Source organism: Streptomyces sp. NPDC045956 (assembly GCF_056430705.1).
Genome location: NZ_JBWKKZ010000007.1, coordinates 13,484 through 33,221 on the forward strand (window position 1 = coordinate 13,484; position 19,738 = coordinate 33,221).

Genomic DNA, 19,738 nt, shown 5'->3' on the forward strand with positions numbered 1-19,738 from the left:
CGCTACTGCCAGCGAGGAGTGCGGTGGTGCCGTCATCCGGCACGGGCGACTTACCCTGGAACCGTGCCAAAGACGAAAAAGGCGAAGGACGAAAAGTCGGCCAAGAAGGACAAGAAGCGCGAAGCGGGCGACGAGCAGGGGCTCGACTTCGCGCGCGCGTGGGTGGAGTTTCCGGACCCGGCGGACGACGAACAGGTCTTCCGCTGCGATCTGACATGGCTGACCTCTCGCTGGAACTGCATCTTCGGCAGCGGCTGCCAGGGCATCCAGGCGGGCCGCGCGGACGACGGGTGCTGCTCGCTGGGCGCCCACTTCTCCGACGAGGACGACGAGAAGCGGGTCGCCGAGCACGTGGCGAGGCTCACGCCGGACGTCTGGCAGCACCATGCCGAGGGCATGCGGGGCGGCTGGATCTCCGAGGACGACGAGGGCTCCCGCCAGACCCGGCCCTTCCAGGGCTCGTGCATCTTCCAGAACCGGCCCGGCTTCGCCGGCGGCGCGGGCTGCTCGCTGCACATCCTGGCCCTGAAGGAGGGGCGGGAGCCGCTGGAGACCAAGCCCGACGTGTGCTGGCAGCTTCCGGTCCGGCGGACCTACGAGTGGATCGACCGGCCCGACGACACGCGCGTGCTCCAGGTGTCCATCGGTGAGTACGACCGCCGCGGCTGGGGTCCCGGCGGGCACGACCTGCACTGGTGGTGCACCTCGGCGACCTCGGCGCACGGCGCGGGCGACCCGGTGTACGTCTCGTACCGGCCGGAGCTGACCGAGCTGATGGGCAAGGCGGGCTACGACCGGCTGGTCGAGCTGTGCGAGCAGCGGCTCGCCTCGCAGCTGCCCCTGGTGGCCCCGCACCCCGCCGACCCGGTCCGCTGAGCGCGCCGCTACGGGGCGGAGCGGCTCGGGCCGTCGCCGTCGCCGGGCGGCGATGACGAACCGCCCGTGCCGCCGGTGGGCGACGGGTCGTCGGTGGGCGTCGGGTCGGGGCCGGGCGAGGTCGGCGGCGGGTCGTCGGTGGGCGAGGGGTCCGGCGGCGCCGAGGTGGACGGCGAGGGACCCGGGTCGGTCGGGGGCGGGGAGTGGTCGGGCGTGCTGGGCCGCGGCGTCGGACGGGAGGGGGCGGGCGCCGTGCCGTACCCGTCGATGGAGACCACGGCGCCGGCCGGTGAGACGGCCACCCGTGCGCTCCAGTGACCGGAGGGCTCGCGCAGGTGGTCGACGTACACCTTGACGGTGCGTGACTCGCCGGGGCGCAGGGTGCCCGAGGACTGGCTCAGGTAGAGCCAGGACGCGCCGGTGGACGCGGACCAGGCCACGGGGGCGTCGCCGGTCGCGGTGAGGGTGATCAGGGTGGTGTCGCCGTCGTGGCCGGCCGTCACGTCGAGGTGCCCGGCCCCCTTCGCACCGGCGCCGGAGACGCTGACGACCTCGACGGAGACGTCGGCCTTGCCGTTCCTGCCGAAGCGGGTGCCGGGTGTGGTGCGCGTGTTGCCGGTGTTCTCGTAGCCGTAGGCGCCGCCCGCGGACGCGCCGTCCGGGCCGTCGGGGCTGTGCCCCTCGCTGGCGCTGGACGAGCGGCCGTCCTCGCCCTCGACGACGGGGGTGCCGCGGTAGGCCGCCCACAGGGCGAGCACCGGGGCCGCGACGACGGTGGCGACGACGGTGGTGGTGACGGCACGGGCGCGCAGGCGGTCCCGCCGGGCCGCGCGGTCCTTGGGGTCCATCGGGAAACCGCGCCGGTCGAAACGGGGTGCGCCTCCCGCGCGCGGGAGGTGCGTCATGGCCATGTGCAGCGCCGCGCGGGGTGCCTCCAGGACGGGCAGCTCTGCGGGCGTCACGCTGGTACCGGGCCAGCGCCCGGGGACCGCGCGCTCCGCGGTACGGCGGCAGCGCGGGCAGTCGTCGACGTGCCGGACCAGCTCGCGGCGCAGGGCGGCGCTCAGGACGTACTGGTTGTCGCCGGTGAGACGGGCCACGCCCGTGCAGGTGCCGGTCTGGACGACGGCCAGCGCGGCGCTGGTGCGCTCGACCTCGCAGGCGGCCGCGGCGAGCAGTTCGCGGGTGGCCGCCAGGTCCATGCCGAGGACGGCGGCGACCTCGTGGGCGGCGAGGTGGTGGCGCACGGCGAGTTCGAGCGCCTCGCGCTGCTCCGGGGTGGTGCCGGCGGCCTCCGGCCAGGCGAGGAGGGCGAGTTCGCGGCGGTGGCGGCGCTGGTCCTCGTCGTCCCCGGCGGGCGGGGGCGGGGAGGCGGGCCGCTGCTGCGCGGTGCGCTGCCGGGCGGCGTCCGGGCGGCCCGCCGCGTGGCTGCTCGGACGTTTCTGCTTGGCCTCCGCGAGCTTGCGCAGGCACGCCCAGCGGGCCAGGGCGTAGAGCCAGGCCCTGCGGTCGTCGGCGGACCCGGGCCCGCGGTGGCCGCGGCGCTCGGCGAGTGCCAGGACGTCGCCCAGGGCGGCGATCGCGGACTCGTGGTCGCAGAGCACGGACAGGCAGTAGGTGAACAGGCCGTCCAGATACGCGTCGTAGCGCGCGGGCGGCCGTTGCGCCAGCGTGCGCGCCGCGGTGCGGTCACGCGCTTCCCGGTGCGCCCGGTGTGCGCCGGTCGTGCGGGTCGTGGTTTCCGGACTGCTCCTCATCACTCGGCGACCGTAGGGGCCTATGGGTGGCGCGAACTGGCGCATTGGCCCCTTTTAATCCGTACGGGTGAAACGATCCCTCATAAGGGGACAGGGGGCCGGTTTTCCGTGGCCGTTTCAGGGCGGACGTGGCCCGATCGGGGGGCCGGGGGCGGTTGGGGAGCACTGTCGGTCGGGGCGGCCGGGAGGGGCCGGCGGGCGTGCGGACCGCGTTGTCAGTGGGGGCGGTTACGGTTCGTGCATGGCTGCCCGTGCGAAGACCACCAAGGACCGGCCGTCCTACCGCTGCACCGAGTGCGGCTGGCAGACGGCCAAGTGGCTCGGCCGCTGCCCCGAATGCCAGGCGTGGGGCACGGTCGAGGAGTACGGCGTGCCCGCGGTGCGTACGACGACGCCGGGGCGCGTCACCACCTCCGCGCTGCCCATCGGCCAGGTCGACGGCAGGCAGGCCACCGCGCGCTCGACCGGCGTGCCCGAGCTGGACCGGGTGCTCGGCGGCGGACTCGTACCGGGCGCCGTGGTGCTGGTCGCGGGCGAGCCCGGCGTCGGCAAGTCCACCCTGCTGCTGGACGTGGCGGCCAAGTCGGCGAGCGAGGAGCACAAGACCCTCTACGTCACCGGGGAGGAGTCGGCCAGCCAGGTGCGGCTGCGCGCCGACCGCATCAAGGCCATCGACGACCACCTGTACCTCGCCGCCGAGACCGACCTCGCGGCGGTGCTCGGCCACCTGGACGCGGTCAAGCCCTCGCTGCTGATCCTCGACTCCGTGCAGACCGTGGCCTCTCCCGAGATCGACGGCGCTCCCGGCGGCATGGCCCAGGTGCGGGAAGTGGCGGGGGCGCTGATCCGCGCCTCCAAGGACCGCGGGATGTCCACCCTGCTGGTGGGCCACGTCACCAAGGACGGCGCCATCGCGGGCCCGCGGCTGCTGGAGCACCTCGTGGACGTCGTGCTCCACTTCGAGGGCGACCGGCACGCCCGCCTCAGGCTGGTGCGGGGCGTCAAGAACCGGTACGGCACCACCGACGAGGTCGGCTGCTTCGAGCTGCACGACGAGGGCATCACCGGCCTGACCGACCCCAGCGGGCTGTTCCTCACCCGGCGTGCCGAGCCGGTGCCCGGCACCTGTCTGACCGTCACGCTGGAGGGGCGCCGTCCGCTGGTGGCCGAGGTGCAGGCGCTGACCGTCGACTCCCAGATCCCCTCCCCCCGGCGCACCACGTCCGGCCTGGAGACCTCCCGCGTCTCCATGATGCTGGCCGTCCTGGAACAGCGCGGCCGCATCAGCGCGCTGGGCAAGAGGGACATCTACTCCGCGACGGTGGGCGGGGTGAAGCTCTCCGAGCCGGCCGCCGACCTGGCCGTCGCGCTCGCCCTGGCGAGTGCCGCGAGCGACACCCCGCTGCCCAAGAACCTCGTCGCGATCGGCGAGGTCGGCCTCGCCGGAGAGGTGAGACGGGTCACGGGCGTGCAGCGCAGGCTCTCCGAGGCGCACCGCCTGGGCTTCACCCACGCCCTGGTACCGACCGACCCCGGGCGGGTCCCTGACGGCATGAAGGTCCTGGAGGTCGCGGACATAGGGGACGCCCTACGGGTGCTTCCGCGCTCGCGTCGGCGAGAGGCCCCACGGGAGGAGGAGGACCGCCGGTAGACTTTGCCCTGGTCTCGTCCGTCCGTACGACCGAGTGTGCGACACGGGAGCGCCAGACGACCTGCGACCGGAGGAGTGCAGTGGCAGCCAACGACCGGGCAGCAGCTCCCGGAAAGTCCGGTGGGAGTGCCGGTACCGATGGCCTGATGCGCGCCTCGCTGAGCGCGGTGGCGCCCGGCACGCCCCTGCGGGACGGCCTGGAACGGGTCCTCCGCGGCAACACCGGCGGTCTGATCGTGCTGGGCTCCGACAAGACCGTCGAGTCGATGTGCACGGGCGGCTTCGTGCTGGACGTCGAGTTCACGGCGACCCGGCTGCGCGAGCTGTGCAAGCTCGACGGCGGCATCGTGCTCTCCTCGGACCTCGGCAAGATCCTGCGGGCGGGCGTGCAGCTGCTCCCCGACCCGACGATCCCCACCGAGGAGACCGGCACCCGGCACCGTACGGCGGACCGGGTCAGCAAGCAGGTCGGCTTCCCCGTCGTCTCCGTCTCCCAGTCGATGCGCCTCATCGCCCTCTATGTCGACGGCCAGCGCCGCGTCCTGGAGGACTCCGCGGCGATCCTGTCCCGCGCCAACCAGGCGCTGGCGACCCTGGAGCGCTACAAGCTGCGCCTCGACGAGGTCGCGGGCACGCTGTCGGCCCTGGAGATCGAGGACCTGGTCACCGTCCGCGACGTCTCGGCGGTGTCCCAGCGGCTGGAGATGGTGCGCCGCATCGCGACCGAGATCGCCGAGTACGTGGTGGAGCTGGGCACGGACGGGCGTCTGCTGGCGCTCCAGCTGGACGAGTTGATCGCCGGCGTGGAACCCGAGCGTGAGCTGGTCGTGCGCGACTACGTGCCCGAGCCGACCGCCAAGCGCTCCCGCACCGTCGACGAGGCGCTCGTCGAGCTGGACAAGCTGAGCCACGCCGAGCTGCTCGAACTGTCCACGGTGGCCCGCGCCCTGGGCTACACCGGCTCCCCCGAAACCCTGGACACGGCGGTGTCGCCGCGCGGCTTCCGGCTGCTGGCGAAGGTGCCGCGACTGCCCGGGGCGATCATCGACCGCCTGGTGGAGCACTTCGGCGGTCTCCAGAAGCTGCTCGCCGCCAGTGTGGACGACCTCCAGACGGTGGACGGCGTCGGTGAGGCGCGGGCGCGCAGCGTGCGGGAGGGCCTGTCGCGGCTCGCGGAGTCGTCGATCCTGGAGCGCTACGTCTGAGGCCGCGTGGGCCGCGTCCGGGGCGGGCCCGGGGCGCCGGGCCGGAAGGCCTGTGCCAGGTCCCGGCGGGGGTCCCGCGTCAGGCCCCCTCGCGCCAGGCCCCCGCGCCAGGCCTTCGCGTCAGTCGTTCTTGAGCACGAACGACGTCCGCACCTTCTCGAACCCGGCCGCCTTGGCCTCCACCAGGTACGTCCCCGCCTTGGCCGACCCCGCGGGCGGCGTCCCGCACTCCTCGGCGCTCGGCTTGCGGTCCCACTTCACGGTGTAGGTGATGCCGCTGCCGGCCGCCACCCGGTACTGCAGGCTGCCCGCGCCCTTGACGCAAGCGTCGGAGGACCAGTACGCGTCCTCTCCCTCGGCCGGCGTGATCGTCAACACCGCGCGCTTGGGACCGAGATCGACCTTGCAGTCGCTGCCGGAGGTGTTCCGCGCGGTCAGTTCGAAGGTGGGGGTCTCACCGGGCGCGTAGTTGTTGCGGACGCTCCGCAGGCTCAACTTGACCGCCCCGGGCGTGCAGTTGGGAAGGCTGCTGCCGCCCGGCAGCGCGTCGCCCGCGCCGACACCGGTCGCCGCACCGCCCGCCGAACCGCCGGAGCCCGCACCGCCGGAGCCGTCAACTCCACCGGACCCACCGGACCCACCGCTCGCCCCGGACCCGGCGCCGGCCCCGTCGCCGCTCCCGGATCCCGAGCCGGAACCGGAGCCGGAACCACTGGAGTCCCCGCTGCCCGACTCGTCCCGGCCGCCCGGCGCCTGACTGATCGCCGGCCCGGAACCGGAGGGCCCGGGAGTGATCGAAGGGGCCGGGTTCTTGCCGTCGGCGCCGTCCCCACGGCCCTTGCCGCCGTCACCGCCGCCGGACACCACGATCAAGGTGATCAGCAGTGCCAACAGAGCGAGCAGGGACAGCAGTACGGCCCTCCGTCGCCAGTAGATGGAGGAGGGAAGCGGCCCGACCGGATTGCGCAGAGATCCCACGGCGCAAACTGTACGAGAGATCGGCGCGTTCCCCTGTCCCACCCGCCGTTCGGGGCAGCAACTTTTACGGATCATCATTCCGGAGACGGTCCCGACCCCCACCGATCGTCGGGCGCGGTGCGCGTTGATCGCAGGGTGTGACCGAATCGGCTGTCTGCCTACCGTCCGTGAACGCGGCTTTCGGGGGACGACGCGGTGCACGGCGGCGACACCGGCTCCCCCGGACACCCCACCGCGGGTTCGCGATCGCGGCGCTTGCACCTGTGGCCACGGCTGTGGCGCAGGGGCCGGGTGGCGCACGTGGTCGGTTGCCGGCGCAGGAGTCCCTCGCGGCGCGGTGCCCGAGTCGGTCGTCGGGTGTCCCGCCCGCCACAGGGTGGTGGTGCGCCCGCGCGGCGCTCCTCCCGTGGCAGGATCGGAGGGTCATGACTGCGCCCACGAAGCCCTCGCACGACGGCCCCTCCGACCCCGCCGCGAACCCGTCCCGCACGCCGGACCAGACCCCGGCAGCCCCGGACCCCGCCACGGACACCGTCCCGGACCAGGCCCCGGCCCCGGACGCCGCCACGGTCCCCGGCCCCGCACCGGCCGGAGAGCCGGACGCCTCCGGTGCGCCGCTGCACGCCCCCGTCATCGACTGGTTCGACGAGCACGCCCGCGACCTGCCGTGGCGGCGCCCGGAAGCCGGCGCCTGGGGGGTGATGGTCAGTGAGTTCATGCTCCAGCAGACGCCGGTGAGCCGCGTCCTGCCCGTCTACGAACAGTGGCTGGCCCGCTGGCCGCGCCCCGCCGACCTCGCCGCGGAAGCGCCCGGCGAGGCCGTCCGCGCCTGGGGCCGGCTCGGCTACCCCCGCCGCGCCCTGCGCCTGCACGGCGCCGCCGCGGCCATAACGGAACGGCACGGCGGCGACGTACCCGCGGACCACGCGCAACTGCTGGCGCTGCCCGGCATCGGGGAGTACACGGCCGCCGCGGTGGCCTCCTTCGCCTACGGCCAGCGGCACGCCGTGCTGGACACCAACGTCCGCCGGGTGTTCGCCCGCGCGGTCACCGGCGTGCAGTACCCGCCGAACGCCACCACCGCCGCCGAGCGGAAGCTGGCCCGGGCGCTGCTGCCGGACGACGAGGCGAGCGCCGCGCGCTGGGCCGCCGCCTCCATGGAGCTGGGCGCCCTCGTCTGCACGGCGAAGAACGAGTCCTGCCACCGCTGTCCGATCGCGGGCCGGTGCGCCTGGCGGCTGGCCGGCAAGCCCGCGCACGACGGACCGCCGCGGCGCGGTCAGACGTATGCCGGCACCGACCGGCAGGTGCGCGGCCGGCTGCTCGCGGTGCTCCGGGACGCGCACGTGCCGGTGCCGCAGTCGGCCCTCGACCAGGTGTGGCACGAACCGGTCCAGCGCGCCCGCGCCCTGGACGGCCTCGTCGCCGACGGCCTGGTGGAGCCGCTGGCGGACGGGACGTACCGGCTGCCGCTGAGCTGACGCACAGCCGCGGCACACCGGTGGTCGCTGTGCCGCGACGGCTTCCGTGACAGCGGCACCGACGGACAAATCGCCACCTAACCCCCGCAAGTACCCCATCGCTCGGCCCTGTTCCCGCCTCCGTTACACAACCGACGGACAGCCGAGGGTTTGCCGCAGGCTGCTTCGCACAGCGCCGTGACAACGCTTCCCTACCTTCGTTTGCGTGCCCCCGGGGCACGGGACGACTACGGACCACAGGCAGTGGGACCGGCGGTGCTCAAGGCCGCCGGAACGGGGATCGGAAGGCGGTTGACCATGGCGCAGGGCGAGGTGCTCGAGTTCGAGGAGTACGTCCGTACCCGGCAGGACGCGCTGTTGCGCAGCGCGCGGCGCCTGGTCCCCGACCCCGTCGACGCCCAGGACCTCTTGCAGACCGCGCTGGCCCGGACGTACCGCCGCTGGTCGACCATCGAGGACAAGCGGCTGGCGGACGCCTACCTGCGCCGGGTGATGATCAACACCCGGACCGAGTGGTGGCGGGCCCGGAAGCTGGAGGAGGTGCCGACCGAGCAGCTCCCGGAGTCCTGCGTGGACGACTCGACCGAGCAGCACGCGGACCGCGCCCTGCTGATGGACGTCATGAAGGTGCTCGCCCCGAAGCAGCGCAGTGTCGTGGTGCTGCGACACTGGGAGCAGATGTCCACGGAGGAGACGGCCGCCGCCCTCGGCATGTCGGCCGGTACGGTCAAGAGCACGCTGCACCGGGCGCTCGCCCGGCTCCGCGAGGAGCTGGTCGCCCGCGATCTGGACGCACGGGCGCTGGAGCGTGAGGAGCGGGAGCGTTGCGCGGCCTGACCGTCGGTCGATCACCCGGGGAGGCCCGGAAGAGCGTGCAGGCGGCGAGTACGGCGTTGGCCGTGTTCGTCGCCCTCGGCGTCTCCCTCTCCGGGTGCGGCGCCGGTGGCACCGGCGCCCGCGACGAGGGCCCGGCCCACGCGGACACGGTCGGCGGCGGCGCCGCCTCCTCCACGCCCGCGGCCTCCCCCTCGAAGGTTCCCGACCGTGTGGACGCGGTGCGGTTGGTCAAGACCGATCCCGAGGTCTCCGCGGAGGTCAAGCGCGAACTGAAGCCGTGCGTCGCCGACCAGTACCCCGTCGACGTGTCGTACGGGAAGCTGACCGGGGGCGCGGCGGAGGACGTCGTCGTCAACGTGCTGACGTGCGGTGACGCGGTGGGTGTGGGCAGTTACGTGTACCGCGAGGAGGGGGGCGCGTACCAGAATGTGTTCAAGGCCGAGGAGCCCCCGGTCTACGCGGAGATCGACCGCGGGGACCTGGTGGTGACCAAGCAGGTCTACGAGAAGGGTGACCCGGTGTCCAGTCCGTCCGCCGAGAACGTGATCACGTACCGCTGGGCCTCGAACCGGTTCACCGAGGAGTACCGCACTCACAACGACTACAGCAACGCGGTCGGCAGCGCGCCCTCACCGGCTCCGGAGCCGGACAGCTGACGCACGCGGCCGGCCGGCGCGCGGGGGACGGCCGACGTGCGTGGGCGGCGTGCGCGCACGGCGTGCCCGCACGTGACGCCGGTGCGCACGGGCGGCCGGCCGGCGGATGACGGCCGCGGGCCCGGACGCCACGGATCCCCGATACGCAAGAACACCCGACGCGCAGGGCACCGGACGCGCAGGGCACCGGACGCCCCCGTGAACCGAGCGGGACGCTCGGACCGATGGAGACATGAACACCGACGGAGAAGTGAACGCGGCGCACGCTCCCCGCGTCTCCCCAGTGACGGCACACGAGGACTGAGAGCACCGGGATGGCAGACCAGACACACGTCCTGTTCGTCGAGGACGACGACGTCATCCGCGAGGCGACCCAGCTCGCCCTGGAGCGGGACGGCTTCGCGGTCACCGCGATGCCCGACGGGTTGTCGGGCCTGGAGGCGTTCCGGGCCGACCGCCCCGACATCGCGCTGCTGGACGTCATGGTCCCCGGTCTGGACGGGGTCAGCCTGTGCCGCCGGATCCGGGACGAGTCCACCGTGCCGGTGATCATGCTGTCGGCGCGTGCGGACTCCATCGACGTCGTCCTCGGACTGGAGGCCGGCGCCGACGACTACGTCACCAAGCCGTTCGACGGGGCCGTGCTGGTCGCCCGGATCCGGGCGGTGCTGCGCCGCTTCGGTCACGCGGGCGGCGGCGACCGGTCGGACGCCGGGGCCGGCGCGGACACCGGGGGGCTGCTGACCTTCGGCGAGCTGGAGGTCGACACCGAGGGCATGGAGGTGCGCCGGGCCGGGCGGCCGGTGGCACTGACCCCGACCGAGATGCGGCTGCTGCTGGAGTTCTCCTCCGCGCCGGGCACGGTGCTCTCCCGCGACAAGCTCCTGGAACGGGTGTGGGACTACGGCTGGGGCGGGGACACCCGCGTCGTCGACGTCCACGTGCAGCGGCTGCGCACCAAGATCGGCCAGGACCGGATCGAGACGGTCCGCGGCTTCGGCTACAAGTTGAAGGCCTGAGCGGGGATACGGGGACACAGGGACATGCGGAGGTTCTTCCGACGCCCGACCGCCTCACCGCCGGGGCGCCCGGGCAACCGCAGAGGGCCGGGCAACCGTGCGCTGGGCATCCGTACCGGCCTGCGCTGGAAACTCAGCGCCGCCATCGCGCTGGTCGGCGCGCTGGTCGCGATCGCGCTGAGCCTGGTCGTGCACAACGCGGCCCGGGTGTCGATGCTGGACAACGCGCGCGACCTCGCGGACGACCGGGTCCTGATCGCCCAGCGCAACTACGAGCTGTCCGGGCGGCAGAACTTCCCCAACGCCCAGATCGACGACCCCGAGCTGCCGGCCGAGCTGCGCAGGAAGGTCGAGGACGGGCGGCGGGCGACGTACGTCTCCGAGGGGGCGGACGGGGTGACGGACATCTGGGCGGCGGTGCCGCTGAAGGACGGGCACGTGATGTCCCTGCACTCCGGGTTCACCGACCGCAGCGCGGACATCCTCAAGGACCTCGACCAGGCCCTGGTCATCGGCTCCATCGCGGTCGTCCTCGGGGGCAGCGCGCTCGGCGTGCTCATCGGCGGCCAGTTGTCGCGCCGGCTGCGCAAGGCCGCCACCGCCGCGCACCGGGTCGCCGGCGGTGAGCCCGACGTCCGCGTCCGGGACGCCATCGGCGGGGTCGTGCGGGACGAGACCGACGACCTGGCGAGCGCCGTGGACGCCATGGCGGACGCCCTGCAGAAGCGGCTGGAGGCCGAACGCCGGGTCACCGCCGACATCGCGCACGAGCTGCGCACTCCGGTGACCGGGCTGCTGACCGCCGCCGAGCTGCTGCCGCCGGGCCGGCCGACCGAGCTGGTGCTGGACCGGGCCAAGGCGATGCGCACGCTCGTCGAGGACGTCCTGGAGGTGGCCCGGCTGGACGGGGCCTCCGAGCGGGCCGAGCTTCAGGACATCATGCTGGGTGACTTCGTGACCCGGCGGGTCACGGCCAAGGACCCGGCCGTCGCGGTCCACGTGGTGCACGAGTCGGAGGTCACCACCGACCCGCGCCGTCTGGAACGCGTGCTGTTCAATCTGCTCGCCAACGCCGCCCGGCACGGCCGGTCGCCCGTCGAGGTCAGCGTCGAGGGCCGGGTGATCCGGGTCCGCGACCACGGGCCCGGCTTCCCCGAGGCCCTGCTCGCGGAGGGGCCGAGCCGCTTCCGCACCGGCAGCACGGACCGGGCCGGCCGCGGTCACGGGCTCGGCCTGACCATCGCGGCCGGCCAGGCGCGGGTCCTGGGGGCGCGGCTCACCTTCCGCAACGTACGGCCCGCCGGAGCGCCCGAGCACGTGCCCGCCGAGGGGGCGGTCGCCGTCCTGTGGCTGCCGGAGCACGCGCCGACGAACACCGGGAGCTACCCGATGCTGCCGGAGCGCGCCCACAGCGGCTCCCCGGGCGGGCGGCGGCCCCAGCGACTGTCCGACCGGCCCTAGACCGGCCCTGGACCGGCCCTGGACCGGCCCTGGACCGGCCCTGGACCGGCCTGAGACCGGGCCCTAGCAGGCGAAGTCCCCGGTCCATGTCGAGGCCGCCCTCGCGGGGCTGGGTGCAGGGGAACCACAGGAAGGGATACCGCGAGTATCCGGCGTGCGCGGCCACGGCGCCGAGGTCGAGGGCCGCATCGGCCCAGTCGCGGACCATGGCGTCCTTGGCCAGCCGCAACTGCCGCACCCTGTCCATGAGCCCGATGGTGCCACGGGACACTGACAGCGACAGGAGCGAGCGGTACGGGCCGCGGCACCCGTCCGCCGGGGGACCGGTGCCGGCCGGCACCCGGACACGCACCGGACACGCCACAGGGCCCCGGGGGCTGTCCCCCGGGGCCCTGCGTGGTGCGGGTCCGCGTGGTGCGGGTCCCCGCGTGGTGCGGGTCAGACCGGCTCGGTCACCGGCCTCTTCGCCGTGGCCCCGTCCTCGTCGCCACCCGCGTCGTCCGGGCCGTCCGCCGTCTTCGGGCCGGCCCCCTTCAGCGGGACCTCCTTCACGAAGACCGCCGCCACCAGGGCCAGCACCGCCACGGCGGCGCCGAGCAGGAACGCCCCGTGCGTCCCGGCGGACACCGCGTGCTGGTACGCCTCGCGCGCCGCCTCCGGCAGCCTGGCCAGGCTGTCCGCGTCCAGCTGCGCCGACTGCTCGGTCACCTCGGAGCCCAGGGCGCCGGCCCGCTCGGTCATGACGTCCTGGACCCGGTGGTTGAACAGGGCGCCCATGATCGCGACACCGAAGGACGAGCCGAGGGTGCGGAAGAGGGTGGTGGACGAGGACGCGACGCCCATGTCCTTCATCTCCACGCTGTTCTGCGCCACCAGCATGGTGATCTGCATGAGGCAGCCCATGCCGAGGCCGACGACGGCCATGTAGACGCCGGAGGTGAAGCGGCTGGTGTCGGTGTCCATCAGCGACAGCAGGTACAGCCCGGCGGTCATCAGGACACCGCCGGCCAGCGGGAAGATCTTGTAGCGCCCGGTGTTCGTGGTGACCCGGCCGGCGACCATCGACGTGACGAGCATCGCGCCCAGCATGGGCAGGAGCAGCAGCCCGGAGTTGGTGGCGGACGCGCCCTGCACGGACTGCTGGTAGAGCGGCAGGAAGAGAGTGGCGCCGAACATCACGAAGCCGGTGATGAAGCCGATCAGGGACATCAGCGTGAAGTTGCGGCTGCGGAAGATGTGCAGCGGCACGATCGGCTCCGCGGCCCTGGTCTGCCAGAACGCGAACCCGACCAGCGCGGCGACGCCGATGCCGATCAGCTCCATGATCCGCGCGGAGGTCCAGGCGTACTCGGTGCCGCCCCAGGTGGTGACGAGGACGATCGCGGTGATGCCGACCGTGAGCAGCGCGGCGCCCAGGTAGTCGATGCGTGCCTCGCTGCGCTTCTTCGGCAGGTGCAGCACGGCGCTGACGGCCGCCAGCGCGACCGCGCCGAGCGGCAGGTTGATGTAGAAGGACCAGCGCCAGCCCCAGTGGTCGGTGATGGTGCCGCCGACCAGCGGTCCGCCGATCATGGCGAGCGCCATGACGCCGGCCATCATGCCCTGGTACTTGCCGCGCTCACGCGGCGGTATGAGGTCGCCGATGATGGCCATGACGCCGACCATCAGACCACCGGCGCCGAGGCCCTGGACGGCACGGAAGCCGATGAGCTGGCCCATGTCCTGGGCCATGCCGCTGAGCGCGGAGCCGATCAGGAAGATGACGATCGACGTCATGAACGAGCCCTTGCGCCCGTACATGTCGCCGAGCTTGCCCCACAGCGGGGTGGAGGCCGCGGTCGCGAGGGTGTAGGCGGTGACCACCCAGGACAGGTGCTCCAGGCCGCCCAGCTCGCCCACGATGGTGGGCATCGCGGTGCCGATGATCATGTTGTCCAGCATCGCGAGCATCATCGCGATCATGAGCGCGAGCAGCACCACGCGCACGCTCTTCGGCTGTTTGCCGTCCTTCTCCACGGTCCCTGCCGCCGCTGTGTCCGCCATTGCCCTTCACTCCCCCAGCCACTGCCACTTACTTGCCGACCGGCAAGTTGACTACACTCGGGAAAGTAGACGCGTAACTAGCCGGGCGTCAAGTAAGTTTTTCGGAAAGGCGTCCGGGGCGGTCCCGCATGTGCGCGGAACAGGGGGTGCGTAGGAGGATGGGCGGCACGATGGACAGCACCAAGCAGCAGCGGCGCCGCGGGGACACCCGCCAGCGCATCCAGGACGTGGCACTGGGGCTCTTCGCCGAGCAGGGCTACGAGAAGACCTCGCTGCGCGAGATCGCCGAGCGCCTGGACGTCACCAAGGCGGCGCTCTACTACCACTTCAAGACCAAGGAAGAGATCCTGGTCAGCATCTTCGAGGATCTCTCGCGGCCGATCGAGGACCTGATCGCCTGGGGCTCGCGGCAGCCGCACACGCTGGACACCAAGCAGGAGATCGTCCGCCGCTACAGCGAGGCCCTGGCGGCCGCCGCGCCGCTCTTCCGCTTCATGCAGGAGAACCAGGCGACGGTGCGGGACCTGCGGATCGGCGAGATGTTCAAGACCCGGATGCTGGGTCTGCGCGACATCCTCATAGACCCGGAAGCGGACCTGGTCGACCAGGTCCGCTGTGTGAGTGCGCTCTTCACGCTGCACGCCGGGATGTTCGTGCTCCATGACCTGGAGGGTGACCCCGAGAAGAAGCGCGCGGCCGTTCTCGAGGTCGCCACCGGTCTGGTGACCCAGGCGCACCGGGGAGCCGACGGCTCCTAGCCGGTCACGGTCAGACGGTCAGGCCCTTGTCGCGCAGGAAGGCGACGGGGTCGACGGCCGAGCCGTAGTTCGGGGTCGTACGGATCTCGAAGTGAAGGTGCGGACCGCTGGAGTTACCGGTGTTGCCGGACTTGGCGATCGACTGGCCGGTCTTCACGATCTGGCCGGGCTTCACGTTGACCTTCGACAGGTGCGCGTACTGGGAGTACGTGCCGTTGCCGTGCTTGATCACGACGGCGTTGCCGTAGGCGGGGCCGTCACCGGCGCCGTTGCCGCCGGCCTTGACCACGGTGCCGCCGTGCGTGGCGACGACGTTGGTGCCGATCGGGACGGCGAAGTCCTGGCCGCTGTGCTTGCTCGCCCACATGCCGCCGTTCTGGGCGAAGCTGGCGGTGAGCGTGTACTTCTTCACCGGGTCCACCCAGGAGGCGGCCTTCTTCTTGGCGGCCGTCTTCTTGGCGGCGACGGTCTTCGCGCTCGTGGCCTTCTCGGCCTGCGCCGCCTTGGCCTGCGCCGCGGCCTGGGCCTCGACGGCGCTCGCGGCGGAGGAGGTGCTGGAAGCCGCCGTGGTGCCGGTGGCGGCCGCGACCCCGGCTCCCAGTGCGACCGAGGCTCCGAGGCCGGCGGCCATCACCGCGGCGCGGGTGCGGATGGTCGTACGGGAAGAACGGGACGTGACACGCGGAAACATTCGAACCTCATGGGGACGGGAACGGGGGATGCCCTCCTGCGTGACGCCGAGGCGCTCACCGGGCGGGCTCCACCTTGGTAACCCGACCGGCCCGAACCGCACAAAGGTGTGACCTACGACGTTATTTAGTACTTCCAGATGAAACTTCCCGACCCTTGACAGAGCCGCCATTACGGACAAAACCAGCTCAGGACCCCGGAAAACCCCCCTGACCCTCGTCCGATCTGTCCGTTTTCGTCTTTCTTGCGGCCTCCCCTATTCCGCGTAGTACACCCCGGATCGCCTGTGCGGCACATCACCGGCGGCCGCGGGCGAGACCCCCCGCGATGTGACCGGGGCTACTCCGTTCCGGCCTAACCCGCCCGCCGTACAAGGGGGTTCATCGGGGCCCGGAGGGGCCCGGAACGTGGTCGGGGTCACGCGAAAGGGGCCTTTTCCCTCCGCCGCGGACCCTCCCGGACGCGCGAACCAGACACCTACCGCCCAGTAACCCAATCGTTGCCGTACGGCCACTTGCTCAGGTGAGCATGCTCGCGACAACTTTGCCGTCAGGTATCCGCGCAGGCATGAGAGGACCCCGACCCCCCATGACCGAACAGACCGGCCAGACGAGACAGACCCGGCACGCCTGGAAGCGCGCCGCGGGAGCGGCCGCCGTCACCGCGGCGGCGCTCACCGCGACGGCCGTACCGGCCGTCGCCGCCACCCCGGCCGACACGCGGCCCGCCCAGGCGGCGTCCGTCCCCGCGGAGCCCGCTTCGGCGCCGGTGACCGCGTCCGCCGCCGACGTCGGCTACGACACCTGGCAGAAGGACTGCCGGGCCGTGATGGACCAGGCCCTGCCGTACCTCAAGGAGCGGATCGCCGACACCCGGCCCGGCGAGAAGCAGGCCATCGTCCTGGACATCGACAACACCTCGCTGGAGACCGACTTCGGCTTCAGCTACCCCCAGCCCGCCAACCGGCCGGTCCTGGAAGCCGCCGAGTACGCCCAGGACCACGGCGTCGCCCTGTTCTTCGTGACCGCCCGGCCGGGCATCATCTCGGCACCCACCGAGTGGAACCTCGACCACGCCGGCTACGAGTCCTCCGGCCTGTACGTGCGCGGCTTCCTCGACCTGTTCCGCGACGTCGCCGAGTACAAGACCGCCCAGCGCGCCAAGATCGAGTCCAAGGGCTACACGATCATCGCGAACATCGGCAACAGCGCCACCGACCTGTCGGGCGGCCACGCCGAGAAGACGTTCAAGCTGCCGGACTACGACGGCCAGTTGTCCTGACCCCCGGTAGGCTCCCGAGGTCGACCGACCACGGGGGTGGCGCATGGAACCGGCGGTACTCGGCGGGAAGTTGGCGTCCAGCCTGGTCGCCCCGCTGGTGAGGAAGCTGTTCGCCACGGGCGGGCCCGGCGCCGGGCTGGTCGACCGACCGGTCCGGCTGACCCACCTGGTCTCCTTCCGGGGCGAGCAGCGCACCCTCGGGGAGAAGGAGGTGCGCCGGCTCGCGGGGCGGCTGGTCGGGGACTCCCTGGACTCCCCCGGCGAGCCGCCCTTCCCGCCGGAGGAGACGGAGGCGGTCACCACCGCCCTGACGGTCCGTCTGCTGACCCTCGGCGACCTGGACATGGACGACGTCCAGGCCGTCCGCCTGGGTCACCAGGAGCTGGCCAAGCAGTTGCAGTACCGGGCGTCCTCGGCCGCCGGGGGCCTCTCCGCCGACGCCTGCTACTTCCTCGACTCGGTGACGGAGTGGGCCTGCCTGCACATCCTGGAGTTCTTCACCCGCCGCTCCACCTTCGTCGCCCGCACCCTGGTGGAGCAGTCCCGGTGGCACGCGGAGCTGATCGCCAGGGTCGACGAGCTGATCGCCCGCACCCCGCGCCCCGACGCCCGCGACACCGCCTTCGAACGCCGGTACCTGCCCTACGTCGCCGAGCGCCACAACCACCTCACCATCTACGGCGTCGACCTGCGCGACTCCCCGGACCGGTGGCCGCTGGAGGTCGCGTACCTGAGCCTGGAGGCGACCGCGGACGAGGACCGTCCCGCCCTCCCCGACGACCACGCCGAACCCGAGCGCACCGTCCGCCTCCCGGCCGAGGCCGCCCTCGTCACGCACGACCGGGTGCTGCTGCGCGGTGACGCGGGCTCCGGCAAGACGACGCTCGTGCAGTGGCTGGCGGTGACCGCCGCCCGGGACGCCGACCGGGTCCCCTTCGTCCTCCCGCTGCGCACCCTGGTCCGGGCGGGCGCCCTCCCGTCCCCCGCCGGCTTCCTGACCGCGGTGGGCTGCCCGCTCACCCCGCCCGACGGCTGGTCCGAGCGCGTCCTCACGACCGGCCGCGGCCGGCTCCTCATCGACGGTCTGGACGAGATCCCGGCCGCCGACCGGCACCGCACCCGCGACTGGCTCCTCGCCCTGATCCGGGCCTTCCCCGGCAACCGGTGGCTGCTCACGTCCCGCCCCACCGCCGTACGCCCGGACTGGCTGGCCACCGAGGGCTTCCGGGAACTGACCCTCGCCCCGATGCGCCGGCCCGACCTCACCACCTTCGTACGGCGCTGGCACGCGGCGGCCGACGCCCCCGCGTACGAGGCGAGGCTGCTGGACGCCCTGCACACCAAGCGCGACCTGGCCCGCCTCGCCACCAACCCGCTGATGTGCGGCCTGATCTGCGCCCTGCACCGGGAGCGCCGGGGCTACCTCCCGACCGGCCGCAAGGAGCTGTACGACGCCGCCCTGACGATGCTGCTGGCCCGCCGGGACCGGGAACGGGGCATGGAGACGGTGGAACTCGGTGAGGAGGCCCAACTGGAGCTGCTCCAGCGGCTGGCGTACGCGCTGGTGCTGAGCGGGCGCACGGAGATGGGCCTGGCCACGGCCGAGGGAATCGTGGAACGCTCGCTGCCTTCGGTCGCCTCGGCGGCGGGGCAGGGCGACGCGGAGACCGTCCTGCGGGCCCTGGTGCTGCGGAGCGGGCTGCTCCGGCGGCCCGGTGAGGACTCCCTGGACTTCGTCCACCGCACCTTCCAGGACTATCTCGGCGCCCGGTACGCGGTCGAGGAGGGCCACCTCGACGTCATCGCGAGCCGTGCGGACGACCCCTTCTGGGAGGACGTGATCCGCATGGCGGTGGCCCACGCCCGGCCCGGGGAGCGGGCCGTGCTGCTGCGCCGGCTGCTGGCGCGGAACACCCCGCGCCTGACGCTGCTGGCCCTGGCCTGCCTCGAACACGCCACCGCCCTCGACCCGACGGTCCGGGCGGAGGTGGAGGCGCGGGCGGGGACGCTGATCCCGCCGCGGTCGACGGAGGACGCGAGGGCACTGGCCGAGGCGGGGCCCCTGGTCCTGGAGCTGCTGCCGGGGCCCGAAGGGCTGACGGACACGGAGGCGCACGGAGTGGCGGTGACGGCCTCGCTGCTGGCGGCGCACGAGCCGGACGGGGCGCTCGCGGTGCTCCGCCGGTTCCGCGGGCACCCCTCACTCGGTGTGCGGCGGCAGCTGGTGGGCACGTGGGGCCGGTTCGACCCCCGCGCGTACGCGAGGGAGGTACTGGACCACCTGGACCGCACGGAACTGTTCCTGACGTGCACGACGGAGGGGCAGCGCGCGGTTCTCGCGGACCTGCGGCCGCCGTGGAGTCTGCTCCGGTTCCAGGGACCGCACGCGGTGGCCGACATCCTCAGAGCCGTGCCGCGGCCGGAGACCGTCCAGACCCTCCATTTCGCGCAGAACAGCGAGCTGACCGACCTCGCCCCGCTGACCGCCTTCCCCTCCCTGCGCCACCTCTTCCTGACGAACTGCGGGGACACCCGGGGTCTGAACCGCCTCGCCGCGCTACGACTCGAAAGCCTCACGGTCCGCGGCGCCACCGATGTCACGGGCCTGGACGAACTCGACTCGCTGCGACGGCTCTCGCTGCTGCTGCGGCTCCCGGGCAGCCGGCTCACCGATGCGCTCCCGGTGGCGGCGCCCCTGCGAGAGCTCCACCTCGGCCGGTACACCACCGTGGACACCGGACTCCGGGGCCTGTCGCACTGGTCCTCGCTCGAGCGCCTCACCCTGCAGGGCCATCACATCGTCCCGGCCGACTGGGTGGAGATGTCCCTGCTGCCGCGGTTGGCCTCCGTGGACATCGACGCCTCGGTCCTCGTCGAAGGGCCGGACGAGCCGCCCGCGCTGCCCGGTGTGCGTACCGTCCGGGTGACCAGGACCCGCGGCTGCGACGCCGCCCGGCTGGCCTTCCTCTTCCCCCGCGCCGCGATCACCGTGTCCTGAGGGCGGACGGAGGCGACGTGAAAGGGGCCGCACCGAGACCTTGGTCT

General features: G+C 73.0%; 15 protein-coding genes. 11 read left to right on the plus strand and 4 right to left on the minus strand.

Features of this window, described 5'->3' with window-relative positions:
* Positions 1-63: 63 nt before the first annotated feature.
* Positions 64-876: a DUF3109 family protein gene (locus AC07FV_RS19255; RefSeq protein WP_479088628.1), complete on the plus strand. Its 813-nt coding sequence runs from the start codon at positions 64-66 to the stop codon at positions 874-876.
* Between the two features lie 8 nt (positions 877-884).
* On the opposite strand, the gene AC07FV_RS19260 is transcribed toward AC07FV_RS19255, so the two are convergent.
* Complete coding sequence (locus AC07FV_RS19260; protein WP_479088629.1) at positions 885-2,633, minus strand: BACON domain-containing protein; 1,749 nt, start codon at positions 2,631-2,633, stop codon at positions 885-887.
* A gap of 241 nt (positions 2,634-2,874) precedes the next feature.
* Here AC07FV_RS19260 and radA point away from each other — a divergent pair, with 241 nt between their 5' ends.
* Complete coding sequence (gene radA / locus AC07FV_RS19265; RefSeq protein ID WP_383650632.1) at positions 2,875-4,284, plus strand: DNA repair protein RadA; 1,410 nt, start codon at positions 2,875-2,877, stop codon at positions 4,282-4,284.
* 80 nt (positions 4,285-4,364) lie between these two features.
* Entirely contained in the window at positions 4,365-5,489 is a 1,125-nt protein-coding gene (gene disA / locus AC07FV_RS19270; RefSeq protein ID WP_479088630.1) for a DNA integrity scanning diadenylate cyclase DisA, read from the plus strand.
* A 120-nt stretch (positions 5,490-5,609) separates the two neighbouring features.
* Here disA and AC07FV_RS19275 read toward each other — a convergent pair whose 3' ends face one another.
* Positions 5,610-6,467, minus strand: a complete 858-nt coding sequence (locus tag AC07FV_RS19275) for a hypothetical protein (RefSeq protein WP_479088631.1) — start codon at positions 6,465-6,467, stop codon at positions 5,610-5,612.
* 425 nt (positions 6,468-6,892) lie between these two features.
* On the opposite strand from AC07FV_RS19275, the gene AC07FV_RS19280 reads away from it, so the two are divergent.
* The 5 genes from AC07FV_RS19280 (at position 6,893) to cseC (ending at position 11,921) form a co-directional block, all read left to right on the plus strand.
* Positions 6,893-7,948, plus strand: coding sequence for an HhH-GPD family protein (locus AC07FV_RS19280; RefSeq protein WP_479088632.1), 1,056 nt, complete (start codon positions 6,893-6,895; stop codon positions 7,946-7,948).
* Positions 7,949-8,245: 297 nt separating this feature from the next.
* Entirely contained in the window at positions 8,246-8,785 is a 540-nt protein-coding gene (locus tag AC07FV_RS19285; RefSeq protein WP_053134953.1) for a SigE family RNA polymerase sigma factor, read from the plus strand.
* Complete coding sequence (locus AC07FV_RS19290; protein ID WP_479088633.1) at positions 8,773-9,441, plus strand: hypothetical protein; 669 nt, start codon at positions 8,773-8,775, stop codon at positions 9,439-9,441. The genes AC07FV_RS19285 and AC07FV_RS19290 overlap by 13 nt, the downstream gene beginning before the upstream one ends.
* 314 nt (positions 9,442-9,755) lie before the next feature.
* Entirely contained in the window at positions 9,756-10,460 is a 705-nt protein-coding gene (cseB, locus tag AC07FV_RS19295; RefSeq protein WP_383650640.1) for a two-component system response regulator CseB, read from the plus strand.
* A 24-nt stretch (positions 10,461-10,484) separates the two neighbouring features.
* A complete protein-coding gene (gene cseC / locus AC07FV_RS19300; RefSeq protein ID WP_479088634.1) occupies positions 10,485-11,921 on the plus strand; it encodes a two-component system sensor histidine kinase CseC in 1,437 nt (478 codons plus the stop codon).
* 438 nt (positions 11,922-12,359) lie between these two features.
* On the opposite strand, the gene AC07FV_RS19305 is transcribed toward cseC, so the two are convergent.
* A complete protein-coding gene (locus AC07FV_RS19305) occupies positions 12,360-13,964 on the minus strand; it encodes an MDR family MFS transporter (RefSeq protein WP_479088635.1) in 1,605 nt (534 codons plus the stop codon).
* A gap of 158 nt (positions 13,965-14,122) precedes the next feature.
* Between AC07FV_RS19305 and AC07FV_RS19310 the strand changes: the two genes are divergently transcribed.
* Entirely contained in the window at positions 14,123-14,722 is a 600-nt protein-coding gene (locus AC07FV_RS19310; RefSeq protein ID WP_479088636.1) for a TetR/AcrR family transcriptional regulator, read from the plus strand.
* Positions 14,723-14,732: 10 nt separating this feature from the next.
* Here the strand turns inward: AC07FV_RS19310 and AC07FV_RS19315 are convergent, their stop codons facing one another.
* Complete coding sequence (locus AC07FV_RS19315) at positions 14,733-15,413, minus strand: M23 family metallopeptidase (RefSeq protein WP_479088637.1); 681 nt, start codon at positions 15,411-15,413, stop codon at positions 14,733-14,735.
* Between the two features lie 587 nt (positions 15,414-16,000).
* Here AC07FV_RS19315 and AC07FV_RS19320 point away from each other — a divergent pair.
* Together AC07FV_RS19320 and AC07FV_RS19325 are read left to right on the plus strand one after the other, a co-directional pair.
* Positions 16,001-16,693 carry an HAD family acid phosphatase gene (locus tag AC07FV_RS19320; protein ID WP_479088638.1) on the plus strand — a complete coding sequence of 231 codons (693 nt, stop codon included), beginning with the start codon at positions 16,001-16,003 and terminating at the stop codon, positions 16,691-16,693.
* Positions 16,694-16,736: 43 nt separating this feature from the next.
* Entirely contained in the window at positions 16,737-19,691 is a 2,955-nt protein-coding gene (locus tag AC07FV_RS19325) for an NACHT domain-containing protein (RefSeq protein ID WP_479088639.1), read from the plus strand.
* Positions 19,692-19,738: the final 47 nt, after the last annotated feature.

Excerpts from the sequence above, each read along its gene's own strand:
- AC07FV_RS19320 (WP_479088638.1), top strand. The coding sequence starts at position 16,001 with ATGACCGAACAGACCGGCCAGACGAGACAGACCCGGCACGCCTGGAAG.
- AC07FV_RS19260 (WP_479088629.1), bottom strand. The coding sequence starts at position 2,633 with ATGAGGAGCAGTCCGGAAACCACGACCCGCACGACCGGCGCACACCGG.
- AC07FV_RS19305 (WP_479088635.1), bottom strand. The coding sequence starts at position 13,964 with ATGGCGGACACAGCGGCGGCAGGGACCGTGGAGAAGGACGGCAAACAG.
- AC07FV_RS19315 (WP_479088637.1), bottom strand. The coding sequence starts at position 15,413 with ATGTTTCCGCGTGTCACGTCCCGTTCTTCCCGTACGACCATCCGCACC.
- AC07FV_RS19325 (WP_479088639.1), top strand. The coding sequence starts at position 16,737 with ATGGAACCGGCGGTACTCGGCGGGAAGTTGGCGTCCAGCCTGGTCGCC.
- radA (WP_383650632.1), top strand. The coding sequence starts at position 2,875 with ATGGCTGCCCGTGCGAAGACCACCAAGGACCGGCCGTCCTACCGCTGC.
- AC07FV_RS19285 (WP_053134953.1), top strand. The coding sequence starts at position 8,246 with ATGGCGCAGGGCGAGGTGCTCGAGTTCGAGGAGTACGTCCGTACCCGG.
- AC07FV_RS19310 (WP_479088636.1), top strand. The coding sequence starts at position 14,123 with ATGGGCGGCACGATGGACAGCACCAAGCAGCAGCGGCGCCGCGGGGAC.
- cseC (WP_479088634.1), top strand. The coding sequence starts at position 10,485 with ATGCGGAGGTTCTTCCGACGCCCGACCGCCTCACCGCCGGGGCGCCCG.
- AC07FV_RS19280 (WP_479088632.1), top strand. The coding sequence starts at position 6,893 with ATGACTGCGCCCACGAAGCCCTCGCACGACGGCCCCTCCGACCCCGCC.
- cseB (WP_383650640.1), top strand. The coding sequence starts at position 9,756 with ATGGCAGACCAGACACACGTCCTGTTCGTCGAGGACGACGACGTCATC.